Origin of the sequence: Planococcus versutus (assembly GCF_001186155.3) — a bacterium.
In the GTDB taxonomy this organism is placed as follows: domain Bacteria; phylum Bacillota; class Bacilli; order Bacillales_A; family Planococcaceae; genus Planococcus; species Planococcus versutus.
In genome coordinates, this window is the sequence record NZ_CP016540.2 from 230,747 (window position 1) to 257,367 (window position 26,621).

Genomic DNA, 26,621 nt, shown 5'->3' on the forward strand with positions numbered 1-26,621 from the left:
TTACGACTATCTTGATACTTTACAAAAAAGCTTTTATATCAGTAAGGAGAGAGACTCATGACCGTATTAAAAACAACAAATTTAACAAAGACATTCGGTGAGTTTACAGCATTGGATGGCGTCAATATTGAAGTGAAAAAAGGCGAAGTGTATGGGTTTATCGGACCCAACGGCTCTGGAAAATCAACCACTTTGCGTGTGTTACTCGGTATTTTGAAAGCTACGGGAGGAAGTGCTGAAATTTTCGGCAAAGATTCTTGGAAAGAAGCTGTAGAAATCCATAAACGTGTTGCTTATGTTCCAGGCGACGTCAACTTATGGCCTAACTTAACAGGTGGAGAAGTTATCGATTTATTCGTTAACTTGCGTGGGGGCACTAGTCTAGAACGACGTGAAGAGTTGATTCAGAAATTTGATTTGGATCCGACTAAAAAATGCCGTACCTATTCAAAAGGCAATCGTCAAAAAGTAGCTTTAATCGCGGCTTTTTCTTCGGATGTTGATTTGTATATCTTAGATGAACCTACATCAGGGCTAGATCCTTTAATGGAACGAGTTTTCCAAGAATACGTTTTAGAAGCGAAACAACAAGGCAAAAGTATTTTATTGTCTAGTCATATCTTATCTGAAGTGGAAAAGCTCTGTGACAAAGTGGCGATTATTCGTGAAGGGAAAATCATTGAAACAGGAAGCTTACAAGAACTTCGTCATTTGACAGGAATAGTAATGTTGGTCGAAACAAAAGAACCCATTACTGATCTGGCAGCGCTCAACGGGGTTAGCGGCATTCAACAAAAAGGCAACGGATGGTCTTTTCAAGTAGAAACAAAAGAAGTAGATCGAGTGATTCGTTACCTTAGTCAATTTGGTGTGACGCGTATCGAAAGTTCACCACCTACGTTAGAAGAATTGTTTATGCGCCATTACGAAGGAACCGACAAGATAGCAGGGGCGGGAGGCGAATTCTAATGAATAGGCATCTCTTCGACGGCACCGGAACATTGATGCGTTTTATGTTACGTCGCGATCGTCTGCGTCTGCCGATTTGGCTGTTATCGTTTACTGCTGTTACAGCTATTATTGCGTTAACTTTTGTGGGATTGTATCAAAATGCAGAAGAAAGACAAGCCATGGCCCAGACGCTAGAAAACCCCGCTATGGTGGCCATGGTAGGTCCCGGCTATGGGATAACTAATTATACAGTGGGTGCTATGACGGCGCATGAAATGCTTTTGATAACGGCTGTAGTTGTTGGTCTGATGAGTATTTTGTTAGTTATCCGTCATACACGTACTGATGAAGAAGATGGTCGCATTGAAATGGTACGTTCTTTACCTGTCGGCCGCTTGGCAAATGTGTCTTCAATCTTATTGCTATTGATTGGTGTTAACGTCGTTTTGGCTTTGCTTGTAGCGGGCTCATTAACCGTTCTTAGCATCGACAGCATCGATTTAAATGGATCGCTCATTTACGGTTCAGCCCTCGGTGCAAGTGGAATACTTTTTGCAGCAATTGCTGCTCTTTGTGCACAGCTTTTTTCAAATGCAAGAAGCGCACTGGGCTTGTCGATTGCAGTTTTGCTCTTGATGTATATCACACGCGCGGTTGGTGATGTTACAAATGAAACCATATCTTGGTTTTCACCACTTAGTTGGGTCTTGCGTTCAGAAGCTTTTGTGAATAATTACTGGTGGCCAATTTTATTGACATTAGCGGTAGCATTTTTGTTTATGGTACTTGCACTGTACCTCAATGCCATTCGTGATTTAGACTCAGGGTTTTTTGCTTCTCGTGGGGGAAAAGAAGAAGCTTCAACATTATTGCTAAGTCCATTCGGTCTAGTTTTTCGACTTCAGCGAACGGGATTGATTTCTTGGGGAGTCGGTTTGTTGCTAATCGGTATTTCTTACGGCTCGATTCTTGGAGAGTTGGAATCTTTTTTTGACGAAATTGAACTGATTCAACAACTGATTGTGAAAGTAGAAGGATTTTCGCTAGTCGAACAATTTATCCCCATGCTCATGTCGGTTATGGCCATTTTAGGTGCTATTCCGGCGCTCATGGCCATATTAAAATTAAAGACAGAAGAAAAAAATGATCGTCTTGAGCATATTTTGAGCCGCGCAGTTTCTCGAAATCATTTAATGGTCAGTTATCTTGTCATGGCCATTTTATCAGGAGTCATCATGCTGTCTTTAGCATCGTTAGGTCTGGGTATAGCAGGAAATGCAGTAATGGAAGAGAAGTTTTCGATGGGTATGTTATATGGTGCTGCGCTGGCTTATCTTCCGGCAATTTGTGTGATGATCGGGCTAACTGTTGTACTGCTAGGATGGACTCCTCGACTAACAAATGGCATTTGGCTGTATTTAGCTTTTTCGTTTTTTGTTATTTACTTGGGTGGATTGTTTCAATTTCCGGACTGGGTAGAAAAACTAACACCATTCGGATTTGTTGCTAAGATGCCAATTGAAGAAATGAATTATATGAATGCAATAGTATTAATAGGAGTGGCTATGGTGTTCGTAGTCGTTGGAATGATTGGATTCAACCGCAGAGATATCGGAAAGTAAAACGCTCGAAAGCCCACTCTTCTGAAAATAGAAGAATGGGCTTTTTTGTTTACAATAGTAATAACCATGCGATAACAGGACCAAGCAAAGCACCAAATACTGCGCTTAATGTCATGGCAACAGAACCCATGGAAGCTTCTTGTTGACCATATTCGAATGCTTTTGCCGTGCCCATACCGTGTGCGGAAGTACCGAGACCAATACCTCGACCAATCGACGAATCTATGTGTAACCAGTTCAGCACAAATGGACCGAAAATATAACCAGTAAATCCGGCGACCATGACAAATACCGCTGCTAACGAAGGAATTCCACCTAAGTTACTTGCGACTTGCATCGCGACAGGTGTCGTTAATGATTTCGGCAACACTGTCAAAATCAGTTGTTCTGAAAAATGGAATAGTTGCGTAAACAACACGCCGCTAGTCATTCCCACAGTAACACCTGCGAGAATGCCCGAAACAACAGGCACCAAGTTGCTAAAAAGCAATTCTCTTTGTTTATAGAGCGGTATTGCTAAAGCTACAACTGCGGGTCCCAACAAAGTACCAATCCAGCTACCTCCTGTCATATACGTATTATAAGGAACATTAGCCAGCACCAAAATGAATGCAAGAATAGCTGTAGAAGCAAGTACTGGGTTTAATAAAGTTTTTCGGTAGCGTAAATAAACAAAATTGGTAACAAAATAAGTACTGACAGTTAAAAAAGCGAAAAAAGCAGCGATTAAGTTAAAGGTCATTACTCCGATCGCTCCTTTCGTTCAGCGGCATACTGGCTTACCCAGCCAGCTGAAGCCAGCGTCAGAAACGTACTAACCATGACGATGGGAAGAAGCAAAATGCCTTTTCCAGAAAATAATTCACCGTACTCAATTACACCGACAGTTGCTGGTATAAAATAAAGCGGTAAAAAAGCCAATATAAAGTGAGCGCCAGATTCAATCCACTCCAAGCGGTAAATTTTTAGCATCAAAGCAGTAAAAAGTAAAAGAAAACCAATAATACTACCGGGTAATGGAATGTGAAGAAATTCCTGCAGCTTTTCACCCAACAGATAAAAACCGGTAATCGCAAGAAGGTGAAAGAAAGTGTAGATGATTTTCAAAAAAGAGCACCGCCTTTCGTTTGGTCGAGTAGTTCATGCCTATTCTTTCTGTAGTAAATTATTTTACAGCATTCCATGTGAAAAGCGAGAAGGGATTGTGTAACGTATAATTCAATAAAAACTAATCAAGAAAATTCGAAGAAATTTTTCTGTAAAAAATGCTCATTTGTTAAATGAATAGAAGGTGAATAAAGAGTTAACTTATCAAGTCGCTAAACTTGCTTTAATTAGCGATAGGATATTATGTTTCGATTTTTTATGCATTTAAAAGCATATATAATATTTTAAGATAACAACTAGAAAACCGGAAATGACATAAAAGAGATGAATATTTTGAAAATTAGTAATGATAAGGCTTGCAATTCATACTCTGTATTGTATTATTACTTTGTGCAATATATCGCAATTCGAAAAAATAAAATGTATTATACTGGAATAGATATAAAATCTTTATCGTTCTAATTTTAGGAGGAACTTGTAATGGATAGCAAATTATCTTTTAAGTCATACGCTGTAGTAGGAATGATGTTGTTTGCACTGTTTTTTGGAGCAGGTAACTTGATTTTTCCTGCAGAGCTTGGTCAATATGCAGGAACAAATGTGTGGATTGCTATTTTAGGATTTCTAATTACAGGCGTTGGATTGCCATTATTAGGTATTCTCGCAATCGGTTTTTCAAAAAGCAACGATCTGCAAGATTTATCAAGTCGTGTCCATCCATTATACGGTGTGATTTTCACAGCTGTACTGTATTTAACAATAGGTCCACTGTTTGCATTACCAAGAACGGGGGCAGTTTCTTATGAAGTGGGTATTGCTCCATTTGTTGGAGAAGCACATGCAGCAATCGGTTTACTTGTATTTTCAGTGGTTTTCTTTGGAATTTCACTAATCGTTTCACTAAATCCTACGAAAATAGTGGATAGTATTGGTAAAATTCTTTCGCCGGCTATTTTAGTTACACTAGGTGTATTATTGGTGACTGCTATTGTAAAACCGATGGGCAAACAACAAGTTCCAGAGCCAGTTTATACAAGCGATGCTTTTTTTACAGGATTTACGGAAGGCTATAATACAATGGATGCACTCGCTTCATTGGTATTTGGAATTATCGTAATTTCAGCTGTTCGCAAGATGGGTGTAAATTCACCGAAAGGTGTCTTAACTGCAACGTTAAAAAGTGGTATAGTGGCTGCAACTTTACTAGCTATCGTTTATACAGGAATTGCTTATTTAGGATCCACAAGTACAGCCGCTTTAGGTCTTTTGGAAACGGGAGGACCCGTATTGAGTGGTGCTTCTGATTATTATTTTGGAACATTAGGTGCAAGCTTGTTGGCAATGATCATTATTTTGGCTTGTTTAACCACAGCTATCGGCTTAACGGTTGCCAATGCTGGGTTTTTCCATAAATTAACACCGAAAGTTAGTTATAAAACATATGTCTTTATTTTCTCTGCTTTTTCATTAGTCGTGACCAATGCGGGGCTTGCAAATATCATTACATATTCAATTCCGGTACTGATGTTCTTGTATCCACTAGCGATAGTGTTGATCTTGCTAGCATTTTTGTCACCTTTGTTCAGACACGCTCAATTTGTCTACATATCCACAACTGTTGTGACATTTTTTGTTAGCGTAATTGATGGCTTAAAAGCATTAACTTCTTCATTAAACGTCGCTAATCCTCAATGGCTGCAGTCAATTATTGATTTTTACGCGAACTTACTGCCTCTTTACAGCAATGGATTAGGGTGGTTCTTGCCTGCGATCATCGTTGTTGCCATTACGACAGTTATTGCGCGCAGTAAAAAAAATGTAACAGTTCAAGCGGTTCAAGATAACGGATAAAATCTATGCTAACTAAAAAGCTATATTCAAAGCACATGGCTTTGAATATAGCTTTTTTGATTGTTATTATAAGCTTTTAACAGTCGAGAGTTCATCTATTGTACGTACCCAATTAGACTTCATTAAATGTGTTACTTTTTCTGGGTTTTTTTCTTTTAAAGTTTGGATAATTTCCACGTGCTCATCATAAGAGCTCCTTGTTAGCATTAAGGAGTGGTGAAAAAACTGTCTTCTTACGTGAGACTGAAGACTTCCAAGTATGCTGTAAATATAGGGATTGTTGGCAGCATCTACAATGATTTGATGAAACTCTTGATCAATTTTTAAAGCCGAAAATCCATCTTGGCTTTGGATAGCTTCAATAAATCGTTGGTTGGTTTCTTCTAATAAAGTAAAAACGTCTTGATCAAGATTAGGGATGGCGAGTTCTGCAGATAGTGCTTGTAAGACAGCAAGAGGCGGTAGTAAGTCTTTGAGATCACCTTTTTTTACATTTGTAACACGTGTAGCTTTTCCGGGAAACATTTCTACAAATCCTTGAACTTCTAATAATTGCAAAGCTTCACGGATTGGGGTTCTGCTCAAATTTAATGCTTGCGCTAAATCCGTATCGATTAATTTTTCTTCTGGCTGTAACGTGCCATCAATAATCCATTGCTGCAATTGAAGATAAGCACTTTCTTTAGCTGAGACACGAACGGGCTTAGAGTGATTAACTGGAATCGGCATTGCAAGCTCTCCTTTTTTACTGTGTGATTTCTTCCATTATACAGTAATTAACACCAATCACAAAATATACTATGCAATATACTAGTAGATCTCTCAAATAAATTTTATGTGTCTGTTTGTCGTTATCCAAATAGGGAATAATACAGACATAATCGCATGCACAGAAATGAGGAGGAATAGCATGCTGTCATTTATTCCAAGCCAAGATTCAACCACAATTGCTTTTGAACTTAATGGAACAGCCACAAAAGAAGACTTACTCAAATTGGAACAGGCAATTGGAGAACAATTCTCTGATGATCAGCAGTTTAATGCTTTTGCTGTTATGCAAAAGATAGAGGTACCGACGATTAAAGCACTGATTGAAGAATCTAAAATCGATATGAAGTATGGCAACCAATACAATAAGCTGGCGGTCATCGGTGAAAAGAAACTCCTTGAAACAATAACCAAGCTTAGTAATGTTATGCCGGGTGTTAAAGCTCGATATTTCGAAATAGATGAAGCCGAGCAGGCATGGAACTGGATTAAAAACAAGCAGTTTGAATAACAAATTCGAGGAGGAAAAAAGATGTTATCATTTGTACCAAGTAAAGACGAAGAAACGATTGCTATTGAATTTGAAGGAACAGCAACACACGAAGATGCCATGAAAATCGATAGAATTATACAAGAAAAATTTGCGGACAAAGGAAAGTTCAATATTTATGCCATCATAAATAATGTAGAAGGTCCAGCTTTTTCAGGTCTTGAAGAAAGCATGCAAGTAAATATGAAGGCATGGCATCAATTTCATAAATTCGCCGTTATTAGCGCTAATTCTTTACCAGAACAATCGGCTGAAGTTGAAAATCTGCTGCCAAAACTTCAAGTAAAGTATTTTAATTTAGATGAAATGAACGATGCGTGGGATTGGATTCAAGAGTAAGAAAAGCGTTTTGCATTTACAATGCAAAACGCTTTTCTGATTGTAGTGTAAGCAAGCTAACCAAAGGTAGCGAGAGTTAGAAAATTCCCTTGACCAGGGTGGGCATAGAGTCAGCTATCGTATACACTAATTATGGAGTGAATGATGTTTAACAGATAGGATGAGAGACGATGAAAACAGAAATTTCTATTAAGATAAATGATAAATTTAAAGCGGAATACGCAAAAGGCTATCCGTTAATTTCGAAAGAAGCGTTAGAAGATCCCGAAGTGATAGCGACTGAAGGAAGCATTTTAAAGCTGGTCGATAAGCAAGGTCATTTTTTGGCAAAAGGCTATTATGGTCGCCAAAACAAAGGGTACGGTTGGGTATTAACAAATACCGAAAGTGAGACCATTGACCAAACCTTTATTGAACAAAAGCTAGCGGCTGCTATTTCTCGTCGACACGCTTTTTTCACTAACAAAGAAACGACGGCTTTCCGTATTTTTAATGGAGAAGGCGATGGTTTTGGTGGCTTAATCATCGATTACTACGATGGATTTTACTTGCTTAGCTGGTATAGCGAAGGAATGTATACGTTCAAAGATCAAGTGATTGCTGCTCTACAAAATGTGGTGGACTGCAAAGGCATTTATCAGAAAAAACGCTTTGATACAAAAGGTCAATATATTGAAGAAGATGATTTTGTAGCAGGTGAACGTGGTGAATTTCCACTAGTTGTAAAGGAAAATGGTGTAAACTTCGCTGTTTACTTAAATGACGGAGCCATGACGGGAATTTTTTTAGATCAGCGAGATGTACGAAACGTCATCAAACAAAAATACGCCAAAGGCAAAACCGTACTTAACACATTTTCTTATACAGGTGCATTTTCAGTAGTGGCAGCACTTGGTGGCGCAACAAACACAACGAGTGTGGACTTGGCAAAACGAAGTTCGAGTAAAACGATTGAGCAATTTAGTGTGAATGGTCTTGATTTTGAGAGTCAAGATATTTTGGTGATGGATGTTTTTAATTATTTTAAGTATGCTAAACGAAAAGAAATGAAATTTGATTTGGTTATTTTAGATCCGCCAAGCTTTGCACGTTCAAAAAAATATACGTTTAGTACATCCAAAGATTATACGAACTTGATGAAAGAAGCGATTGCCCTCACGGAAAAAAACGGCGTCATTGTTGCTTCGACAAACAGTGCTTCTTTTGGAATGAAAAAGTTCAAAGGGTTTGTTGATAAAGCTTTTAAAGAACTAGGTGGAAAATATAGCATAGTCGAAGAATTTACATTGCCAAGCGATTTTCGCGTTCGAAAAGAATTTAAAGAAGGCGATTATTTGAAAGTGCTCTTTGTAAAATTGAGCTAACTGAGAAAAAGCACATAAAAAACGAATAGTTTGTGACAGAATGGTTTTATACCACCATAAAAAAGATGTATTTGTTGTCAATCTCTGTACAGTTTCTGCTGCTACTTTTATAATGAAAAGCAGACTGTGAGGGATCGTCGATGTTTAAAAATGCGTTGAGCACTTTTCGTTTTATGGGCTTGCTAGAAGGTAGTTCATTATTGATCTTGCTTTTCATTGCCATGCCATTAAAATATTTTTTTGAGTTTCCAGAAGCCGTTCGTGCTATTGGGCCGATTCATGGTGCCTTGTTTAGTATGTATATACTTATCACGATTTATATGACGTTTGTTTATAAATGGCCGTTTCGCTTTTCGATTGGCGCAGTGGTTTCAGCGTTTTTACCATTCGGAAACTTTATTTTAGATAAACGCCTTGGACATTGGCTGCAGTTGAAACCTTCAACTGCCTGAGTACAAAACGAAACGAAAACATCTGTGGGATTTTTCCATAGGTGTTTTTGTTTTGTATTAACGAAATATCTTCTGTTCCTCTATAATGAAACTAGTGTAACGAATAGCTTCACAGGGGAGGTAGGGGCAATGACACAGTCGATCAACTCTTCTTCGTTAGTAGAAAAGCCTATTTACGGGGTCATGTTCGCGATCGGTGGCTGTCATTTATTGAATGATTCGTTGCAGTCTGTCATTCCGGCAATGTTCCCCATACTCGAAGTGAGTCTTAGTTTAACGTATACACAATTGGGCTTGATTGCTTTTGTGTTAAATATGGTAGCTTCTGTACTTCAACCAGTTGTCGGATTTATTAGCGATAAAAAACCAATGCCATTTGCATTACCACTCGGCATGACGAGCTCTTTTATGGGCATTGCTGGATTGGCGTTTGCTTCGGAATATTGGATGATTTTGGTCTCCGTTATTTTTCTTGGCCTGGGCTCTGCGATTTTTCATCCGGAAGGCTCACGGGTTTCGTTTATGGCTGCAGGATCAAAAAGAGGGTTGTCGCAGTCAATTTATCAAGTAGGTGGAAATACCGGACAAGCTCTTGCACCCTTAATCAGCGCATTTATTTTAGTGCCTCTTGGTCAAATAGGGATTGCTTTGTTTTTATTTGTTGCAGCTCTTGGTATTTTTATTTTATCGAAAATCTCAATTTGGTATAAACAGCAACTAGAACAAGAAAAACGTCAAAAAGTAAAAAAGATTTTGCTTTCTTCTTTACCTGAAATGACAAAACAGCAAATAGGTGTGGCTTTAGTTCTTTTACTGATTATTATTTTTGCGCGCTCTTTTTACGTAACAAATATGACCAGTTTTTATATTTTTCACTTGATTGAATTCTATGGACTCACCATTCAACAAGGACAACTCTATGTTTTTCTGTTTTTAGGTGTTGGAGCAGTAGGGACGTTTTTTGGAGGACCGATAGCAGACAAAATCGGTCGCAAAAATGTCATTTTGTTGTCTATTACTGTACCCATTCCGCTTGCTGCATTCTTGCCTTACTTGCCCTTGCCTGCCGTCTTATTGTTTTTAGCATGTATTGGATTTTTCATTATGCTAAGCTTTTCTGTGACAGTCGTTTATGCACAAGAACTTGTGCCTAGTAAGATTGGCACGATGGCTGGATTAACGGTGGGACTTGCTTTTGGTATGGGAGCCATTGGAGCTGTAGTTATCGGGATACTAATGGATGCTATTGGTGTGTACCATACGATGATTATAGTATCGTTTCTGCCAATTATCGGCGTGGTTGGTTTCTGGCTACCTCGCGACCGAAAACTAACAGTTGCTTAACGGCCATTCAATTAAAATGAACACGAAGGGGATATTTTATGTCAATCACTGGATTAGAAATACCAACTGAAATTCATACTGAACGCTTATTGTTACGTATGCCTAAAACGGGAGATGGAAAAGCAGTAAATGCCGCTATTCAAGCGTCTCTTGCTGAATTAAGACCATGGCTTGGCTTTGCAGAAGCAGAACCGTCTCCTCAAGACACAGAAATCAATTTGCTAGAATCACGTGTGAAGTTTTTAAAAAAACAAGCTTTTCGCTATTTGATGTTTGATAAAGAAAGCCACGAGTATATCGGAACTGCTGGTTTTCATAGTATTCAATGGGACGTGCCCAAAATGGAAATTGGCTACTGGATCAATACGAAAGCTGCAGGTAAGGGCTATATAAGTGAAGCGGTTAAAGCGTTGACTGAGCTTGCTTTTACGACATTAAAATGCAATCGTCTTGAAATTCAATGTGATGCCGAAAACGTGAAAAGTCGTGCAATTCCTGAGAAACTTGGCTTTGTATTAGAAGGAACATTGCACAACGATGTACGTTCAGTAGATGGCAAACGATTAACCGATACATGCATCTACGCTAAATACGCTTAATGAGACAGAGAGAACAGGAGCTTTCGCGATGAAAAAGAAAGAAATAGGGTTCAAGCCGTTTATTTCATTATTGCTGTCTTTGAAAATTCCAAAATCTGCACTTGCAGTTGGATTGATTGCGAGCTTAATAACAACACTAGTTGGTTTGATCGTACCACTGCTAACAAAAAATTTAGTAGATGGATTTTCCTTAGCGTCTTTAAGTGTTCCATTAATTTTAGGCATTGCACTTGCTTTTATTGTTCAAGCTGTTATTAATGGTGTTTCAATTTACTTGCTCAGCATGGTAGGTCAACGAGTAGTCGCAGGATTGCGAGAACGAATGTGGGCAAAGTTAATCCGGTTACGTGTAAGTTATTTTGATCAACATTCGAGTGGTGAAACGGTGAGTCGTGTTGTGAATGATACGGGAATTGTCCGGAATTTAATCACAGACCATTTTCCTTCTTTTATTACCGGTATGATTTCTATAATTGGAGCAGTAATTATTTTAGTCATTCTAGATTGGAAGATGACTCTCTTGATCATGTTGTCGGTTCCACTGACCGTTATTGTTATGGTTCCTTTGGGTCGTCAGATGGCGAAGATTTCTCGCAACTTACAGGATGAGACAGCTCATTTTACCGGTCATGTTCAACAAACCCTAGGCGAAATTCGATTAATGAAATCCTCGACAGCGGAAAATACAGAAGAAGCAAGAGGCGTAGAAGGCATAGATAAATTGTTTAAGTTAGGTATGAAAGAAGCAAAAATTTATGCGTTGATTGCACCGCTTATGTATTTGGTCGTTATGGTAGTCATTGTTTCAATTATTGGCTATGGCGGAATTCGTGTAGCGAACGGGGAAATGACTACAGGATCACTCGTCGCTTTTCTACTGTATTTATTTCAAATTATTGTGCCAATGGCGACATTCGCTCGATTTTTCACAGAGCTTCAAAAAGCCAGAGGCGCAACGGAACGCATTATTGGTATTCTAGAATTGCCGCTCGAAGAACCAGTTCAACAACCAGCTTTGAGTATTGATGGAAAAACTTTGTGCGTAGATAAGTTGAGCTTTTCGTATGATGAAGGAGAACCAGTGTTACAAGATGTGTCGTTTAAAGCGCGACCTGGTGAAATGATTGCTTTTGCAGGTCCAAGTGGTGGAGGGAAAACAACCGTTTTCGGTTTGATTGAACGATTTTACGAACCATCTTCAGGTGAGATTTCTATCGGAACAGTTCCAATTCAAGAAATTTCAATCGCTTCTTGGCGAGACCAAATTGGCTATGTATCTCAAGAAAGTGCAATGGTTGGCGGAACTGTTAGAGAAAATTTAACTTATGGATTGCCAAACGCTCAAGCGATTGAAACAGAAGAGTTGTGGCGCGTCACTCGTATGGCATATGCCGAAGATTTCATTCGACAATTTCCTAATGGATTAGACACAGAAGTAGGAGAACGTGGTATTAAATTATCAGGTGGACAGCGTCAACGAATTGCGATTGCACGTGCCTTTTTACGTGATCCCAAAATTTTAATGATGGACGAAGCGACAGCGAGTCTAGACAGTCAGTCAGAGGGAATTGTCCAACAAGCTTTGAGTCGTTTAATGGATGGCAGAACTACGTTAGTGATTGCTCATCGTTTATCGACGATTGTCGATGCGGATAAGATTGTTTTTATTGAAAAAGGACGTGTGACTGGAGTTGGCACACATCAAGAACTGATTGCTACGCACTCACTTTATCGTAACTTTGCCGAACAACAATTAACTTGATAGTACTGCTTGACCTTGACGCAACGTCAAGGTGTGAAGTGAGTTTATCAGGAGGGGGAGAAATGGAATACACCGTGCAAAACTTCTCGCTAAACGCATGCAACTCGATCTCTTGATCACCAATATGGAAAAACCATTTCCACAAAACAAGAAACAAGCATCATGATAGACAAAGAGAAATTTCAGGGGGTTAAGCAAAAGCTAGTCGACGATAACGAGCAACGATATGGCAATGAAATCCGTGAGAAATTTGGCGACCAATTGATCGATCAATCGAATGCCAAGATGTTAAATATGAGTCGAGAGAAATACCGAGAATTTATGGAGCTGGAGCAACAAGTAGTAGATCACTTAGTTGATGCGATAAAAACGAATGACTCATCAAGTGATGCAGCACAACAAACAGTTAGATTGCATCAACAGTTAGCCAAGTTACAGTAAAAGAGCGCATCGAGGACTTGTAGAAATGTATGTAGCAGACGAGCGATTTGTTGCGTATTGCGATAACGTACAGTCAGGTGCTGCCCAATTCTTGAGAGACACGATCGCATCATATAAGGTTAATAGCAGGCGGTCCGGTTTATGGGCTGCCTGTCTTTTTTATGTGGTATTCATTGGGAGTGGAAAGCCTTTTTTTGCTAAGCGTGCGTAAACTTTTTTTACCGTGCATAAGGATCTGTGGACCGTGCGTAAGTTTCGTCAAACGTGCATAAACTTCTAGAAGCGTGCATAACGCTCCAAAAATTAAAAGAACCCAGCTAGTCTGTCTTACACCCGTCGAATCTACACGGCTGCTTCTGCTTTTCTGATTGTCTAGCTCCAGCAGCCAGATTCTAGGGTCATAAGTCACTCCGGCTGTGCGGCTGAAAACATGCCACTTCGCCAGAGCGTCTTATGCCCGTCGAATCTACACGGCTGCTTCTGCTTTTCGTGTTTACAAACCCTTAACAATTGTTTACATCCTTGTCATGGCATCTTCACAAGCAGTTGGTATACTGGGGTCAATTCAGCAACTGTCAACGATTCGTTTTAATCGAAAAGGAGAGGTTTGCATGCAGGAGAAGAAAAAGAAAGCGCCAATTGTTAAGGTCATGTCGTTTAATATTGCTCATGGTTTAGGAATGGACGGGAGAGTTGATTTAGAGCGGACTGCAGAAGTAATTGAAGATTCGTGTGCGAACATTATTGCCTTGCAGGAAGTTGATCGCTATTTTTCGGATCGCAGCTCATTTATGGATCAAGTGGGATGGTTGAGTGAACGACTTGGAATGTATGCGGCTTACGGGCCCAATATAAACATTGCACCGCAAGATTCAAGGCGTTCGAACCATCAGTACGGCAATGTGATATTAAGTAAGTCTCCAATCATATTTAGTGAAAATCACTTGCTAACACAAGTGTACTGTCCTTTTGGTAATAATGAACAGCGTGGTATGTTAGAGACTGTTATTGAGATAGAAGGCAGTTACGTGAGCGTCTTTAATACACATCTAGCCTTAAAAGAAGATGAGCTCGCGACAAGTGTCGATGAAATGTTAATGATTTTCAAAAACAGTCATTTCCCAAAGATTATTGCGGGTGATTTTAATGCCGCTCCTTCAAGTATTCATATGCAAAAGCTTCATCATCGTGTTAAAGATGTCTTTTTGAAAATGAAACGCGGAGATTCCTACACGTATCCCTCTCCTTACGTGAGTAGTGTATCAGGCGAAGTATTCCAGCCTGCTACACGGATTGACTATATTTTTGCCGATCATTATGTGGAAGTTATTCAAGTAGCAACTATTAAAACCGCGGTTTCTGATCACTTGCCAATTGTCGCAGACATGATCTTGACGAATGTTAAAGTGAATGATAAGGTCCGTGCAGCAAAAGTTCACATAACTGTATAACTGTATTCACGCAACTAGAAACCGGCGGCTCTACTAAAGAGCTTCTGGTTTTTTCTGTGTAAGTTTTCCTATCCGTTTATTTCCATTTTCATCTGTTGACTCCATATGCTATAAGCTAAAGTCACGCTGATAAGACTTGGCATTCGTGGTTAAGCGGGAAAATTGTTAAAATGAATATATGTAGATATAAGGAGAGGACAAAATGGGACATGATCATGATCATTTTGAAACTGTAAGAAGTGGTAACAAAAAAGCGTTAGCTACTGCACTTGTCATAACAGCAGGTATTATGCTAGTTGAATTTTTCGGTGGACTTTTTACAAATAGCTTGGCATTGATTGCAGATAGCGGTCATATGTTGTCGGATACGGTTTCACTAGCACTTAGTTTGTTAGCCATTTGGTTTGCAGGAAGAGCTGTATCGGCTAAAAAGACGTATGGCTCTTATCGTTTTGAAATTATTACAGCTTTTATTAACGGCATTACTTTGTTTGTTATGGCGGGGATTATCATATATGAAGCCGTTCAGCGATTGTACGAACCTGCAGAAGTCCAAGGTGGGTGGATGTTGATAATTGCTGCCATCGGACTTTTAGCTAATTTGTTGAGCGCTTGGGTGTTAAATCGTGGCGCTGACGTTGACGGTAACTTAAATATGAAAAGTGCCTACATGCATATTATTGGAGATGCCTTAGGTTCGGTTGGAGCAATAGTTGCCGGATTGCTTATCTTGTTGTTCGATTGGACGATAGCCGATCCGCTTATTTCGATCGCGGTTGCATTATTAATATTGCGTAGTGCATGGGGAATTTTGCAGAACAGTCTTCATATTTTGATGGAAGGGACGCCGGAAGAAATTGATACACAAGAAGTAGAAAAGCGACTTCTTGAAATTGAGGGTGTATTAGCTGTTCACGATTTGCATATTTGGACAATCACTTCAGGAATGGATCTTTTCACTTGTCATATTGATGTTGATATGGATATAGACGAACAAGAAGTTTTGCAACAAGCAATAAAGTTAGTGCATGATAGTTGCGGAATTGAACACACCACAATTCAAATTGAAAAGCCAAAAATTGTACATCCTTCACTAAAAGTATAACTAGAGTAATTTTCTTATTTATAGAGTGAGGGAACCTCTTTTTTTCATGGTAAACTAAACATAAAAATTAGATGGAAAGGAGCAGCGAGTATGACAGAAAACCAGTGGCTTAAATTGCACGCGCAATCCTTAGAATGGGTAAAAGCACAATTGAATCCAACCGCAAAAGTTCTAGACGTTTACTCATTAAAAGGTGGAACTTCTTCAACTCTTTTAGAGTTACTTGTCCAAGAAGAAGATCAACAACGTTTTTATGTATTACGTCTTTTTCATAAAGCGGATTGGTTAGCAAAAGAACCTGATTTAGCAAAGCATGAAGCAGAAAGCCTTCAGTATGCAAAAAGAGCAGGTCTTGCGGTTCCTCGTTTGATTGCCTATGATGAAACAGGCGAAAATAGTGGGATGCCTGCGGTGTTAATGACCAAAATGCCTGGTTCTGTCGTACTTCAGCCCTCTAATGATGAGCAATGGCTTGATAGCTTGGCAGCGACACTAGCAAAATTACACCAGACAAAAGTAGACAATTTTTCTTATGACTACTTTTCGTATAACGATGTGTTCTTATTGGAAAAGCCTATTTGGTCGAAATTTCAACATGATTGGATGCGTGCTTTTTATATCGTCTCTGGGGGCCGTCCTTCATTTCAAGAATGTTTTATCCACAGAGATTTTCACCCAGCCAATATCCTTTGGGAAGATCGACAAGTAAGTGCTATCGTCGATTGGGTCAATGCGTGTCGAGGTCCAGCTGGAATTGATATTGGACATTGCCGAGTTAATTTGGCTCAACTGTACGGCATTTCTGTTGCGAATGATTTTTTGACGGCTTATGAGCGTCATGCGGGAAGTTCGTTTACTTATGATCCTTATTGGGACCTTCTGTCATTGACGGATACACTTGATGGTTCACCTACTGTTTACCCTGGCTGGAAAGTGTTTGGCATGAAAGGTCTGTCAGATGAATTGATGCGTCACCGTTTAGATGATTATTTATTGAGTTTGCTCGATCGTTTTGACGATTTTTAAGAGCAAATGAGAAGTTGTTAAATTCGTTCTGAGGTTTGATTTCTCCGATAAAGGCAATATACAACAATAAGTGAGTTTTTTGAGGAGGAAATCAAATGACAGATGGACAACTAAAAAAGTTAAAAAAGCAGTTAGAAGAACAGGTAGCATCACTAGAAGAACGCGTTGAACAGACAGACGAGTTTGAGACAACAGAGCTTTCAAATTATGACAACCATCCAGCTGATAACGCAACAGATCTATACGATCAAGAGCGCGGTTTGGCGATGACTCAATTTAAAGAAGAAGAATTAGAAGAAGCAAAAGCTGCACTAGCTGCAATTGAAGAAGGCACATATGGAACCTGTTCGGTTTGTGGGAAAGACATTCCGTTTGAACGGTTAGAAGCATTGCCTACAGCCTTAACATGCATCGACCATGCAGACCATGACTTAGATTTGGAAAGTCGCCCTTCTGAGGAAGACGTGCTTCAAGCTTCTACAAAACAGCCTGTCAAAAAAGAAGACGGCGCTATTCGAGATGATGAAGATAGCTTTGAAGAAGTAGAAGATTTTGGATCATCCGATACGCCACAAGATCAACCAAATGAAAATTCAGAGAAGTTCTTTAAAGATGAGGATTAATCGTAAAACCCTTGCTAGCTTTGAGTAGCAAGGGTTTTAAAACGAAATCGTATTTCCCGGGAAATACGATGGTGAGGAGAACGACTATGGGTGAGTTACTGAAAGAAATTTATGCCTTAGAATGTAGCCACATCGATCCAGAAGTTCGGATTTCTGCTGAAAAGCTTGGCAATGTGCTAGATGACGATTTTTTTGAATTTGGCAGTTCTGGTGGCCTCATAAAGCGCTCGGATTATAAAGAGGATCATCAGTTAAGTCCGGATCCAATGGAGATTAAATTTTTCGACATGCATGAATTGGGACCAGACGCTGTTCTCACCACTTATCAAGTACATAACCGGAATACGGGAAGACTAACAAATCGTAGTTCTATTTGGAAAAAGCGAGAGAATGGCTGGAAACTGTTTTTTCACCAAGGGACAGTTTCTGCTGGAGATGTGTTTAACTAAGAGAACAAAAGGATATTTACGTAAGAGAACTATTTTGTTGAAGGAGGAACTCAGATGAAACACGCCGTCGTATTATTTGATGGAGATTGCAATTTTTGCGACTCAAGCGTTAAATTTATTATAAATCATGATCCAGCTGCTTATTTTCAGTTTGCTTCATTGCAAAGTGAAGTCGGCCAAGAACTGACTAGAAAACACAAGGTTCCTGATGATGTAGACAGTTTGGTCCTTATACAAGACGGGCAAGCTTATGTAAAATCTGAAGGAGCTTTAATGATTTCACATCATTTAACGGGTCTTTGGAAACTGGCGCATTACTTGAAGCCGTTTCCTCGAGCACTTCGAGATGGAGCATACGATGTTATTGCCAAAAACCGTTACAAAGTGTTTGGGAAACTAGACAGTTGTACGTTGCCACCACCTCACGTCCGAAAACGATTTTTGGATAAGTAAATGCAAAATCCCGAACTAGATTTTTCTAGTTCGGGGTTTTTTGACTGAGACGACATTAGCAATCTTCAACAAAAATTAGATAGTCGCCAATATTTGTTAGCAGTTGGACCGGCCATAAAAGCCAATCCTTCACTTTCGGATTGATGAAGTTCTGTCCATTCTGTTTCGTTGTCTAGTTTTAAATACACTTCGTGGTTAGGTGATTGATCATGTACGCTAATGACGTCATAGATGCCATTACGGTGAAAGCTAGCGGATAGTTTATAATCAATGGCTGGTGAAGTAGTAAGTGGATTTCCAACGCTATGCGTTAACACTAGTGAGCATTTAGAGTCTGATGTTACGGTTTTTTTCAAATTGATTTTTTCGTCTGAAGCGACATCTGCTTTGCTGAACTTTTTTCGCCAATTGTAGCCAATTGTCGGACCAACGTTTTTATCCCATGTCAAAGTAGGCAGAGTGTCTTGAAAAGACACAGTAAACTTAACGTGCGTCCGGGATTGCGTAGCTTCCGGATCAAATTTTCGGTCGTCTCCTTTAAAATAGTGAAAAGGTGACAACAAATTCGGATTTTTTAATAGGCTATCTGGCAAGAAAGTGTTGTAACGGAAATGCCAAATAGGGTGCTTGACTTGTTCTTCTGTATCATTCAATAATGATTGAAGAGGTGCTATTTTTTTAGTTATCCAAAACTCTTCCATCGCTGCTTTTTCGGGGGGAGAGCTTGGATTTAAAGATCCAAAGAGTTTGTTCAAAGTAAATGGTTTCTTTCCATCGTTTTCGTTAGATTTTGTGACAGGACGTTTTCCACGCACCCAATACGTAAAATGTTGTTCGTTTGAAACAGCACGATCGGTATATTGATTTTTTTCCACCGTTTCGATCCATTCACTATTTCGATAAATATCGAAAGTCGTGATGTCGTCAATTTTTCCCCATGCTAAAGAGATTCGACTTTCTGAAACAATTGTTGTTATCACCAATTCCGCCAACCGGTTCATGCTATCAATTTGACGATTTTCAGTGCCGGTTTGCATCTTGATTTTGTCCATCCATTTTCCAGATCCATCTAAGCGTTCAATGGTATACGTATACAATTCTCCTTCGATCAATCCTTCATCTTTGAAAAAATTTTGAGTCCCCGTATAAACGACTTGGTCTCCTCTTTTGACTCGACAGACATCTTCTGTGCTAGACCACCGAAAATAAATTAACGTATCAGATTGCTCTACTACAATAATATCTATAGCGTGTTGCATTTCTACACCTCCAGAATGTATTAATAAGGATATACCCCATTTAAAATAAGATGAACTCTTTTCTCTAACTTATATAGAAACAACGAATTTATCTGTATAATGAAAACACATAAAGCTGCTTAAGCAGATAGACAATGAACAACGAACAAAGGGGGATTTTAGTGGGAAACAAAGAACAAGTAAAAAAATTCGGTAACTTTGATGAAGTTGCTAGTCATATATTGGCGTTATTGAGTAAACAAATTGGCATAAACTCTTTGTTTATTGCTAAAAACGATGGTCAGACAAATGATATTCTTAAAGTACACAACAAAAAGAAAACTCTTGTTGAAGAAGGAAGTTCAATGCCACTTTCTCAATCGTACTGCAACTTGAGTGTCAATCACGGTAGCCAACCACTCGTTATAGAAGATGTTTCAGAAAATGAGTTGACTCGATCTATGAAAGTTACTGAAAACTTCGGTCGCGGCACATTTGTTGGTATTCCTGTTTATTACAGTGATCACACAGTGTACGGAACTATTTGTGGTTTAGATGATCAAACTTACAGCTTCTCTGAAGAAGACTTGACTACTTTTGAAACCATGTCAACATTGCTCACTTATGTATTAGAGCTTGAAAAAGCGAACCAACAAATTCAAACTTTAACTGCGCCTATCGTTCCTATAATGAAAGGAGTGGCGATTGTTCCCGTCATCGGTGAGATTACGGATTCTCGAGCAGAATTTATTATCAAACACATTCTTGAGAAATGCAGTATCGAACCGATGGATCATTTGATTATTGATGTTTCGGGAGTCCACCAAATCAACTCCGTCGTTGGAGAGTACTTATTAAAAATAGTAAATATTCTTAAAGTGATTGGTGTAACACCGGTTATTACAGGCATCCAGCCTTATATGGCAGTAAAAGTCCCTCATTTTGCAAGTGCTTTAAAAGGTGTATTGATAGAAGCTAATTTAGAAGCCGCTTTAAAACGGCTTGGATTTATAGTAATGAAAGAATCTAAATAAAAACCAGACTTTCACGAAAGAAAGTCTGGTTTTTATTTGGATAGATCGTAGACAAAAGAATTTCTATGTTGTTTAAAGAATGAATATTCTCCTCTTTTTAGGTATACAGGATTCTTCGCTCCATGCAGACGCTTTGAGGTCTCGTAACGTCGTTTCTTCTTTTGCAAGAGCACGTTTGGCCTTTCGCCACATACTCACCGGTCTGGCCACGTAAACTCTCTTGTGCAGCGGAAGCTAAAGCTGAGCTCACAAAAAGCAGAGTGGCTAGAGCGATTGAGTTGTATACAATTATTCATTTTGTTTTGATTAAGTTTCTTTATCAAAAAAGACGTGTTGTAGTTCCCACGAATCACCAATTTCTAATAAACCAAAAGAAAATTGTGCTTGTCTTCTTTTATCTGTAGGAGAGCCAGGATTAAATAATGTTATACCGTCAACTTCACGCATTACCGGTGTGTGTGAATGACCAAAGACAATGATGTCGACGTGGTCGTTACGGAATGTATCGTAAGCTTGCTGTTCAGTAGGCTTGCGGTCTCCATCGCCGTGTACAACGCCGATTTTCAATCCATCAAATGTGAAGATCTTTTTACGTCCGAATTTTTCGAGAATATCCCACGGATCGACATTGCCAGTAACGCCATCGGTTTCAGCATATGCTGCTAATTCGTGATAAACATCCATCGTTTGCCAATCACCAGCATGAATAATGAAATCAGCATTTTCACATGCTTCTACTAATGGTTTAGGCAGTTTTTTAGCACGAAATGGAATATGAGTATCTGAAACAATAACAATTTTCTTCATTTAAACGCCTCCAGTTAGTTATTTTCTTTTCACTGTACCAAATAAACGCGGTAAGGTCGAAATCTATATGTGATGAATCGTAGTTTGATAATCTTATTTTCTTGAATAAGTAATAATATAAGTAAAAAGGTCCAGCTTTTTAAAAGATAACTCACTTATTTTTTAAAAAAGGTCAATATTTTATTAGTTACTTTATTTTTTTGTAAAAATTAAAGTAGTAATGATGCATTGAATTCTTTTGGTGTCAATTATATACTATTAGTAAGAATTTTTTGTAGATTCTTGGATATTAAAAAGGAGAGAAAGCATGAAGAAATTAAAAGTATTGATATTTGGCTTATTTACGATGTTATTTTTAAGTTTTTCTCAAATTTCTGCAGAAGCTCATTCTCCAGATTTGCACGAAGGAGTATCTGGACAAGATGTAAAAGAGCTACAAGTTAAGTTGACAAAGATGGGCTACTTTCATACAACAGCGACTGGCTATTACGGATCCATAACTAAAAATGCAGTCGTTCAGTTCCAACGTGATTTCAATGTATCGGATACAGGTTTTACCGGGCCACTAACACGTGCGAAACTGGCAGAAGTTGATATGATGGCACATGTTGTTTATGGAGAAGCGCGGGGAGAAAGCTACACTGGACAAATTGCAGTAGCTGCTGTTATTTTGAATCGCATCGAATCTTCGTTATTCCCAAACAGTACATATAACGTTGTTTTTCAACGCAATGCATTTACAGCTGTCAACGATGGACAATACAACTTGTTACCCAATGCTGCTGCTTACCAAGCAGTGAAAGCAGCTGTTAAAGGATCAGATCCATCACTAGGTGCGACTTATTACTACAATCCAAGTGGTGTTACAGATACATGGATCTTTTCGCGTACACCTATTACAAAAATCGGCAAGCATGTATTTGCTAAATGATTTTCTGAATTGTCCTGTTTTACAGGACGATTTTTTTATTACGTGAATATTAGTAAGTAAACAGGTTATACTAAAACAGAATAAGGAAAGGTGGAATAATTATGTCTGAAAAAAATGAACAGCAATTACCAGCAAAAACATGTAGTGTCGAAAGGTTGGTAACCAATAAACAAGATATAGAAAAAGTATTACTTGGTAAGAAAACGGCGACTCGTCGTAATGGTCGTTACGCGGATGTAGGAGAAATTATGGTTTTAGAAGATAAGAAATTCATTGTAGATCGTGTATACCAACAAACACTTGGGGAGTTAACGGATGAAATAGTAGCGGGAGAAGGGTATGCAACTGTTGAAGAGTACAAGCAATCGATTTTGTCTACTCATGCAGGGATGCCGTGGTTGCCGAAAATGACTGTTTGGGTTCACGAATTTCAATTGATAGAAGAGTAAGCACAAGATGTACACAATCGTGTTATTCGCTCACATTTTAAGTGCGATTTTATCTATAGGGCCGTTCTTTGTTCTTCTTCCTCTAGTTAAACGAATGGAGGTCGCCCGTGGGGATATTCTTCAATCGCATATTATCACATTTAAGTCAGCAACACGTCTTGTTAAGCATGCAGGTCATGTTTTAGTGACGACAGGCGTATTGCTGATTTGGCAAGGGCCATGGGAATGGGACACTTCGTGGATACTAGGGACCATTGGAGTAATGGTCGGCTCTGTGTTTTTCTTAGCCCGTGCATTTACCCCAACTCTTCGTAAATTTCATCAGGAAGAATTTAACCATTTGCAATTAGTTAAGAAACTACATCGTTCGTTGTGGATTTATATCCTTTTGTTGCTGCTCATGTTGTGGTTGATGGTCGATAAGCCAGTTCTATGGTGACAGTAAAATAGGTATCACGTTATCGGAGTAGTATTTTTTTTTATAGAAATAGAATTACCTAAAAAACTATGACTATGGTTGACAAACCACTGTGGATTTAATACGATAAGCACAACCTTTTTTGTGCGGATTACGGTTGAAGGTGTCGGGAGCGACACTGCCGAAGTCTAGTAGAGCAGAGCATAGCAGAGCTAAATCGATGAATAAGAAGAGTAGCACAGATCAACCTCTCAAAGAGAGCCAGTGGCAGGTGGAAACTGGTGAGGCATTTATGCGAATGGGCTTATGAGTGATTCTTTGAACAGAACAGTAGAAGAATCCGTTCCCCTACGTTATCAGGGCTAGAGTGAAAGCTTTATCAGCTTTAACATGAGGTGGTACCACGGTTAATCCGTCCTCTACAAGAAACAATTCTGTTTCTTGTAGAGGGCTTTTTTGTTTTTAAAAGATATAAAAAATGCAGTGTAGGCTGTATTTTTTAGAAATGGAGATGAGTTGAGATGAGCAAAGAAATAAAAATGAAGAAAATTGATGGGGACTCGTTAACGCCAATTGCAGTGTTTAACCGACTCGCAGGAAAACGCAAATGCTTGCTTGAAAGTTCATTGAAGACAAGTAAGACGGGTCGTTACTCTTTTATTGGAGCAGACCCGTCTATTGGGTATATTGGTCGTGGTCATCAATTGACAGAAGTCAATTTTCAAACAGGTAGTGAAAAGACTTATGAAGGCAAACCTTTAGACATAATTAAGCAATTACTACCCAGATATGAAGCGAAAGTCGAAGACCTCCCTTTTACAGGAGGTGCTCTTGGTTATATCGGGTATGACGCTATTCAAGTATATGAACCGATCAAAACACCAGCAACAGACAGTTTACAAATGCCGGATATTCATTTACAAGTCTATGAAACAATCGTTGTGTTTGATCACGTAAAAAATGATGTGACGATTTTAACGTTTGATGATAAATTAGATGAAATTGAGCAGCAATTAGCCGTTGTTGAAAAGACAAACCAGCCAAAAGATCAACTACCTCTTCAATTTAAATCGAAAACGAGTGATGCTTTTTTCCGCAAACAAGTAGAACAAGCAAAAGATCATATTCGAAAAGGCGATGTCTTTCAATTAGTCTTGTCACAGCGATTATCTGCTAGTTACACAGGAGATCCATTTACGTTATATCGAAAATTACGTAAACAAAATCCATCGCCATATCAATTTTTTATTGATTTTGACGGATATGCAGTTGTTGGTGCTTCACCTGAGAGTCTGCTGACGATACGCGATCGTCATATGGTGACCAATCCGATTGCCGGCACACGGAAAAGAGGGGAAACTGAAGCACAAGACAATCAATTAGCGGAAGAATTGAGTGGCGATGAAAAAGAACAAGCAGAACATAAAATGCTAGTCGATCTCAGCCGTAACGATGTCGGACGTGTTGCTGAGATTGGCACAGTAGAAGTACCAAAATACATGGTTATTGAGAAATACCAGCATGTTATGCACCTTGTATCGGAAGTAACAGGAGAGCTTAACGAGCACATGCATCCAATCGATGCGTTAGTATCATGCTTGCCTGCAGGAACAGTCTCAGGAGCTCCCAAAGTACGTGCTATGCAATTAATACAGGAATTCGAAGAAGAGCGCAGAGGTGTTTATGGGGGAGCTATTGGCTATATAGGATTTAACGGAAATTTAGATGTTGCACTGGCGATTCGCACTTTTGTAGTTAAAGATGATTTGGTCCATGTTCAAGCAGGAGCAGGCATTGTCTTTGATTCAAATCCACAAGCAGAGTACGAAGAAACACTTCATAAAGCACGGTCACTTACGGAGGTGTTCGGATGATTTTGCTAATCGATCACTACGATTCATTTACTTATAATATTTATCAAGCTGTAGCAGCGATGGGAGTAGAAGTTGAAGTTGTGCGTTATGGCGTTTTGACTGTTGATGAGATTAGAGCAAAAAACCCTCGAGCGATTATTCTCTCGCCAGGACCAGGGCATCCAAGAGAATTACCAGAATCAATAGAGCTAATTCAAAAACTATACCAGTCGATTCCGATTCTTGGTATTTGCCTTGGTCAACAACTTATTGGGGCTGCGTTTGGTGGAAATATTGTCCAAGCTCCTTCTATCCGTCATGGCAAAGTGTCTGATGTTTCTCACCAGCGACAAGGACTATTTAAAAATATGCCCTTGCCATTACCGGTCATGCGCTATCATTCGCTTGTCTTAGAACCAGAAAATTTAGCAGGTTGTTTAGAAGTGCAATCAAAAGCCCTAGATGACGACACAATCATGGCGGTAAAGCACCGAGACTATCCTGTTTACGGGATTCAGTTTCATCCGGAGTCTATTGGTACCCCGAATGGAGTCGAATTGATGAAAGAATTTATTGGTGAGATCTGTCAAGGGGTAGCACATCAGCATTAGAAAAAATTCACCTCTAAGCCTCAATGGCTTAGAGGTGAATTGGTTTATGATCGGATCAATGGCAATGTGCAGCAACGGAAAGCACCACCTGATTTAATGATTTCAGAATAATCGACTTCGATGATGTGAAAACCACGAGCGGTCAACTGTTTATTCACTTGTGCATTTTGCGGTTGACTAAACACTTTGCGGTTACCAATCGATAAGACATTTGTGCCTAAAGCGAATTGTTCTTTTTCGTTAACACGAATTAACGTGTAGCGCTCAGCAAGCATTCGAATGGTCGCTGCATCGAGTGCGTCCGGGAAAATCAACGCTTCAGTTGGAGACAAGATATTAAAAACACAATCCAAATGTAAGTATTTCTCGTTAAAAGAAATGGGGACAACTTCAAAATTTGGCAGTTCTGCTTGTAGTTGGTGAATCGCTTTTTTAGAAGTGCGGCTGCTAATGCCAACAAAAACCGTATCTTGGTCAATAATGACATCACCACCTTCAATACGGTGACCTGTTAATCGCTTGAAATTAACATCACGTGTCTTCATCCATTTTTGGAGTTCTTGCTCTTCGCCTTGTCGAATTTTAGAAGCCATTTCACTAATGAATACTGTTTCGCCAATGGTAAATCCAATGTCACGCGTAAAAACTTGTTCAGGGTAGTTCTCAGCAGGTTCAATCAAATCGGTTTGAACACCTTGGCCGATTAGCGCTTGGACAAATTCATTATGTTGGTGAAGCGCTTTGTTTACATCGATGTTTTCATCTTTGTATCTTTTTTGAACGTCATTGATGACATCTTTTATTTCCATAAAACGTGGCGGGCACAACAACACCCGTTGGAGCGGATCGTATTCACTTTGACTGTGAGCAGATAGACTTTCTTTTATTGTTGAAGACATGTGATTTCCTCCAAAAAACATAGTTTGTACTTCACTATTCCTTTTAACTAGCAAATTAAAACCTGATTGTCAGCAAAATGCACACAAATGCAGTAGCAAATGAGAAACTATAGTGACGTATTAA

Annotated in this window: 30 protein-coding genes and 1 other annotated feature; of the genes, 24 read left to right on the forward strand and 6 right to left on the reverse strand. The window is 39.1% G+C overall.

The window, feature by feature from the left end; translation table 11 throughout:
* Positions 1 to 57 precede the first annotated feature (57 nt).
* Positions 58 to 969 carry an ABC transporter ATP-binding protein gene (locus I858_RS01265; protein ID WP_049693484.1) on the forward strand — a complete coding sequence of 304 codons (912 nt, stop codon included), beginning with the start codon at positions 58 to 60 and terminating at the stop codon, positions 967 to 969.
* The gene (locus I858_RS01270; protein ID WP_049693485.1) at positions 969 to 2,573 is read left to right on the forward strand and encodes an ABC transporter permease; all 1,605 of its coding nucleotides are present in this window, start codon (positions 969 to 971) and stop codon (positions 2,571 to 2,573) included. Before I858_RS01265 ends, I858_RS01270 begins: the two co-directional genes overlap by 1 nt.
* A 49-nt stretch (positions 2,574 to 2,622) precedes the next feature.
* On the opposite strand, the gene I858_RS01275 is transcribed toward I858_RS01270, so the two are convergent.
* Complete coding sequence (locus tag I858_RS01275) at positions 2,623 to 3,315, reverse strand: LrgB family protein (RefSeq protein ID WP_049693486.1); 693 nt, start codon at positions 3,313 to 3,315, stop codon at positions 2,623 to 2,625.
* Positions 3,315 to 3,680, reverse strand: a complete 366-nt coding sequence (locus tag I858_RS01280; protein WP_049693487.1) for a CidA/LrgA family protein — start codon at positions 3,678 to 3,680, stop codon at positions 3,315 to 3,317. The genes I858_RS01275 and I858_RS01280 overlap by 1 nt, the downstream gene beginning before the upstream one ends.
* 480 nt (positions 3,681 to 4,160) lie before the next feature.
* Between I858_RS01280 and brnQ the strand changes: the two genes are divergently transcribed.
* The gene (gene brnQ, locus I858_RS01285; RefSeq protein ID WP_049693488.1) at positions 4,161 to 5,531 is read left to right on the forward strand and encodes a branched-chain amino acid transport system II carrier protein; all 1,371 of its coding nucleotides are present in this window, start codon (positions 4,161 to 4,163) and stop codon (positions 5,529 to 5,531) included.
* 66 nt (positions 5,532 to 5,597) lie between these two features.
* Here brnQ and I858_RS01290 read toward each other — a convergent pair whose 3' ends face one another.
* Complete coding sequence (locus I858_RS01290) at positions 5,598 to 6,260, reverse strand: GntR family transcriptional regulator (protein WP_049693489.1); 663 nt, start codon at positions 6,258 to 6,260, stop codon at positions 5,598 to 5,600.
* Between the two features lie 181 nt (positions 6,261 to 6,441).
* On the opposite strand from I858_RS01290, the gene I858_RS01295 reads away from it, so the two are divergent.
* From I858_RS01295 to I858_RS01365, 15 genes are all read left to right on the forward strand, one after another.
* Entirely contained in the window at positions 6,442 to 6,810 is a 369-nt protein-coding gene (locus I858_RS01295; RefSeq protein ID WP_049693490.1) for a SpoIIAA family protein, read from the forward strand.
* A gap of 21 nt (positions 6,811 to 6,831) precedes the next feature.
* Positions 6,832 to 7,188, forward strand: coding sequence for a SpoIIAA family protein (locus tag I858_RS01300; RefSeq protein WP_049693491.1), 357 nt, complete (start codon positions 6,832 to 6,834; stop codon positions 7,186 to 7,188).
* Positions 7,189 to 7,358: 170 nt separating this feature from the next.
* Positions 7,359 to 8,552, forward strand: coding sequence for a class I SAM-dependent rRNA methyltransferase (locus I858_RS01305; RefSeq protein ID WP_049693492.1), 1,194 nt, complete (start codon positions 7,359 to 7,361; stop codon positions 8,550 to 8,552).
* Positions 8,553 to 8,692: 140 nt separating this feature from the next.
* Positions 8,693 to 9,004 carry a DUF3817 domain-containing protein gene (locus tag I858_RS01310; RefSeq protein WP_049693493.1) on the forward strand — a complete coding sequence of 104 codons (312 nt, stop codon included), beginning with the start codon at positions 8,693 to 8,695 and terminating at the stop codon, positions 9,002 to 9,004.
* A 129-nt stretch (positions 9,005 to 9,133) separates the two neighbouring features.
* On the forward strand, positions 9,134 to 10,348 hold the full coding sequence (locus I858_RS01315; RefSeq protein WP_049693494.1) for an MFS transporter: 1,215 nt from the start codon (positions 9,134 to 9,136) through the stop codon (positions 10,346 to 10,348).
* A gap of 38 nt (positions 10,349 to 10,386) precedes the next feature.
* Complete coding sequence (locus tag I858_RS01320; RefSeq protein WP_049693495.1) at positions 10,387 to 10,947, forward strand: GNAT family N-acetyltransferase; 561 nt, start codon at positions 10,387 to 10,389, stop codon at positions 10,945 to 10,947.
* A gap of 28 nt (positions 10,948 to 10,975) precedes the next feature.
* Complete coding sequence (locus I858_RS01325) at positions 10,976 to 12,709, forward strand: ABC transporter ATP-binding protein (RefSeq protein ID WP_049693496.1); 1,734 nt, start codon at positions 10,976 to 10,978, stop codon at positions 12,707 to 12,709.
* Positions 12,710 to 12,871: 162 nt separating this feature from the next.
* Complete coding sequence (locus tag I858_RS17460) at positions 12,872 to 13,150, forward strand: TipAS antibiotic-recognition domain-containing protein (RefSeq protein WP_053221267.1); 279 nt, start codon at positions 12,872 to 12,874, stop codon at positions 13,148 to 13,150.
* Positions 13,151 to 13,175: 25 nt separating this feature from the next.
* Positions 13,176 to 13,361, forward strand: a complete 186-nt coding sequence (locus I858_RS17465) for a TipAS antibiotic-recognition domain-containing protein (protein WP_065524419.1) — start codon at positions 13,176 to 13,178, stop codon at positions 13,359 to 13,361.
* A 205-nt stretch (positions 13,362 to 13,566) separates the two neighbouring features.
* Complete coding sequence (locus I858_RS01340; protein WP_239457201.1) at positions 13,567 to 14,601, forward strand: endonuclease/exonuclease/phosphatase family protein; 1,035 nt, start codon at positions 13,567 to 13,569, stop codon at positions 14,599 to 14,601.
* Positions 14,602 to 14,803: 202 nt separating this feature from the next.
* Positions 14,804 to 15,706 (forward strand): cation diffusion facilitator family transporter, encoded by a 903-nt coding sequence (locus I858_RS01345; protein WP_049693498.1) that lies wholly within the window; start codon positions 14,804 to 14,806, stop codon positions 15,704 to 15,706.
* Positions 15,707 to 15,796: 90 nt separating this feature from the next.
* Positions 15,797 to 16,732: a phosphotransferase family protein gene (locus I858_RS01350; RefSeq protein WP_049693499.1), complete on the forward strand. Its 936-nt coding sequence runs from the start codon at positions 15,797 to 15,799 to the stop codon at positions 16,730 to 16,732.
* A gap of 95 nt (positions 16,733 to 16,827) precedes the next feature.
* Complete coding sequence (locus I858_RS01355) at positions 16,828 to 17,355, forward strand: TraR/DksA C4-type zinc finger protein (RefSeq protein WP_049693500.1); 528 nt, start codon at positions 16,828 to 16,830, stop codon at positions 17,353 to 17,355.
* 86 nt (positions 17,356 to 17,441) lie between these two features.
* Positions 17,442 to 17,804, forward strand: a complete 363-nt coding sequence (locus I858_RS01360; protein ID WP_049693501.1) for a nuclear transport factor 2 family protein — start codon at positions 17,442 to 17,444, stop codon at positions 17,802 to 17,804.
* Positions 17,805 to 17,858: 54 nt separating this feature from the next.
* Complete coding sequence (locus tag I858_RS01365) at positions 17,859 to 18,257, forward strand: thiol-disulfide oxidoreductase DCC family protein (protein ID WP_049693502.1); 399 nt, start codon at positions 17,859 to 17,861, stop codon at positions 18,255 to 18,257.
* Positions 18,258 to 18,322: 65 nt separating this feature from the next.
* Here I858_RS01365 and I858_RS01370 read toward each other — a convergent pair whose 3' ends face one another.
* Positions 18,323 to 19,516, reverse strand: a complete 1,194-nt coding sequence (locus tag I858_RS01370; protein ID WP_049693503.1) for a DUF3238 domain-containing protein — start codon at positions 19,514 to 19,516, stop codon at positions 18,323 to 18,325.
* Positions 19,517 to 19,650: 134 nt separating this feature from the next.
* On the opposite strand from I858_RS01370, the gene I858_RS01375 reads away from it, so the two are divergent.
* A complete protein-coding gene (locus I858_RS01375; RefSeq protein ID WP_065524418.1) occupies positions 19,651 to 20,529 on the forward strand; it encodes an STAS domain-containing protein in 879 nt (292 codons plus the stop codon).
* Positions 20,530 to 20,835: 306 nt separating this feature from the next.
* On the opposite strand, the gene I858_RS01380 is transcribed toward I858_RS01375, so the two are convergent.
* Positions 20,836 to 21,336 carry a metallophosphoesterase family protein gene (locus I858_RS01380; protein WP_049693505.1) on the reverse strand — a complete coding sequence of 167 codons (501 nt, stop codon included), beginning with the start codon at positions 21,334 to 21,336 and terminating at the stop codon, positions 20,836 to 20,838.
* A 307-nt stretch (positions 21,337 to 21,643) separates the two neighbouring features.
* Between I858_RS01380 and I858_RS01385 the strand changes: the two genes are divergently transcribed.
* The 5 genes from I858_RS01385 (at position 21,644) to I858_RS01405 (ending at position 25,598) form a co-directional block, all read left to right on the forward strand.
* The gene (locus I858_RS01385; RefSeq protein ID WP_049693506.1) at positions 21,644 to 22,267 is read left to right on the forward strand and encodes a cell wall hydrolase; all 624 of its coding nucleotides are present in this window, start codon (positions 21,644 to 21,646) and stop codon (positions 22,265 to 22,267) included.
* 101 nt (positions 22,268 to 22,368) lie between these two features.
* On the forward strand, positions 22,369 to 22,716 hold the full coding sequence (locus I858_RS01390) for an ASCH domain-containing protein (RefSeq protein ID WP_049693507.1): 348 nt from the start codon (positions 22,369 to 22,371) through the stop codon (positions 22,714 to 22,716).
* 7 nt (positions 22,717 to 22,723) lie between these two features.
* The gene (locus tag I858_RS01395; protein WP_049693508.1) at positions 22,724 to 23,155 is read left to right on the forward strand and encodes a hypothetical protein; all 432 of its coding nucleotides are present in this window, start codon (positions 22,724 to 22,726) and stop codon (positions 23,153 to 23,155) included.
* 190 nt (positions 23,156 to 23,345) lie between these two features.
* Positions 23,346 to 23,557, forward strand: a binding site (T-box leader).
* A 98-nt stretch (positions 23,558 to 23,655) separates the two neighbouring features.
* Positions 23,656 to 25,008: an anthranilate synthase component I gene (gene trpE / locus I858_RS01400; protein ID WP_049693509.1), complete on the forward strand. Its 1,353-nt coding sequence runs from the start codon at positions 23,656 to 23,658 to the stop codon at positions 25,006 to 25,008.
* Positions 25,005 to 25,598 carry an anthranilate synthase component II gene (locus tag I858_RS01405; protein WP_049693510.1) on the forward strand — a complete coding sequence of 198 codons (594 nt, stop codon included), beginning with the start codon at positions 25,005 to 25,007 and terminating at the stop codon, positions 25,596 to 25,598. Before trpE ends, I858_RS01405 begins: the two co-directional genes overlap by 4 nt.
* 44 nt (positions 25,599 to 25,642) lie before the next feature.
* Here I858_RS01405 and I858_RS01410 read toward each other — a convergent pair whose 3' ends face one another.
* Positions 25,643 to 26,497 carry a dimethylarginine dimethylaminohydrolase family protein gene (locus tag I858_RS01410; RefSeq protein WP_049693511.1) on the reverse strand — a complete coding sequence of 285 codons (855 nt, stop codon included), beginning with the start codon at positions 26,495 to 26,497 and terminating at the stop codon, positions 25,643 to 25,645.
* Positions 26,498 to 26,621 lie beyond the last annotated feature (124 nt).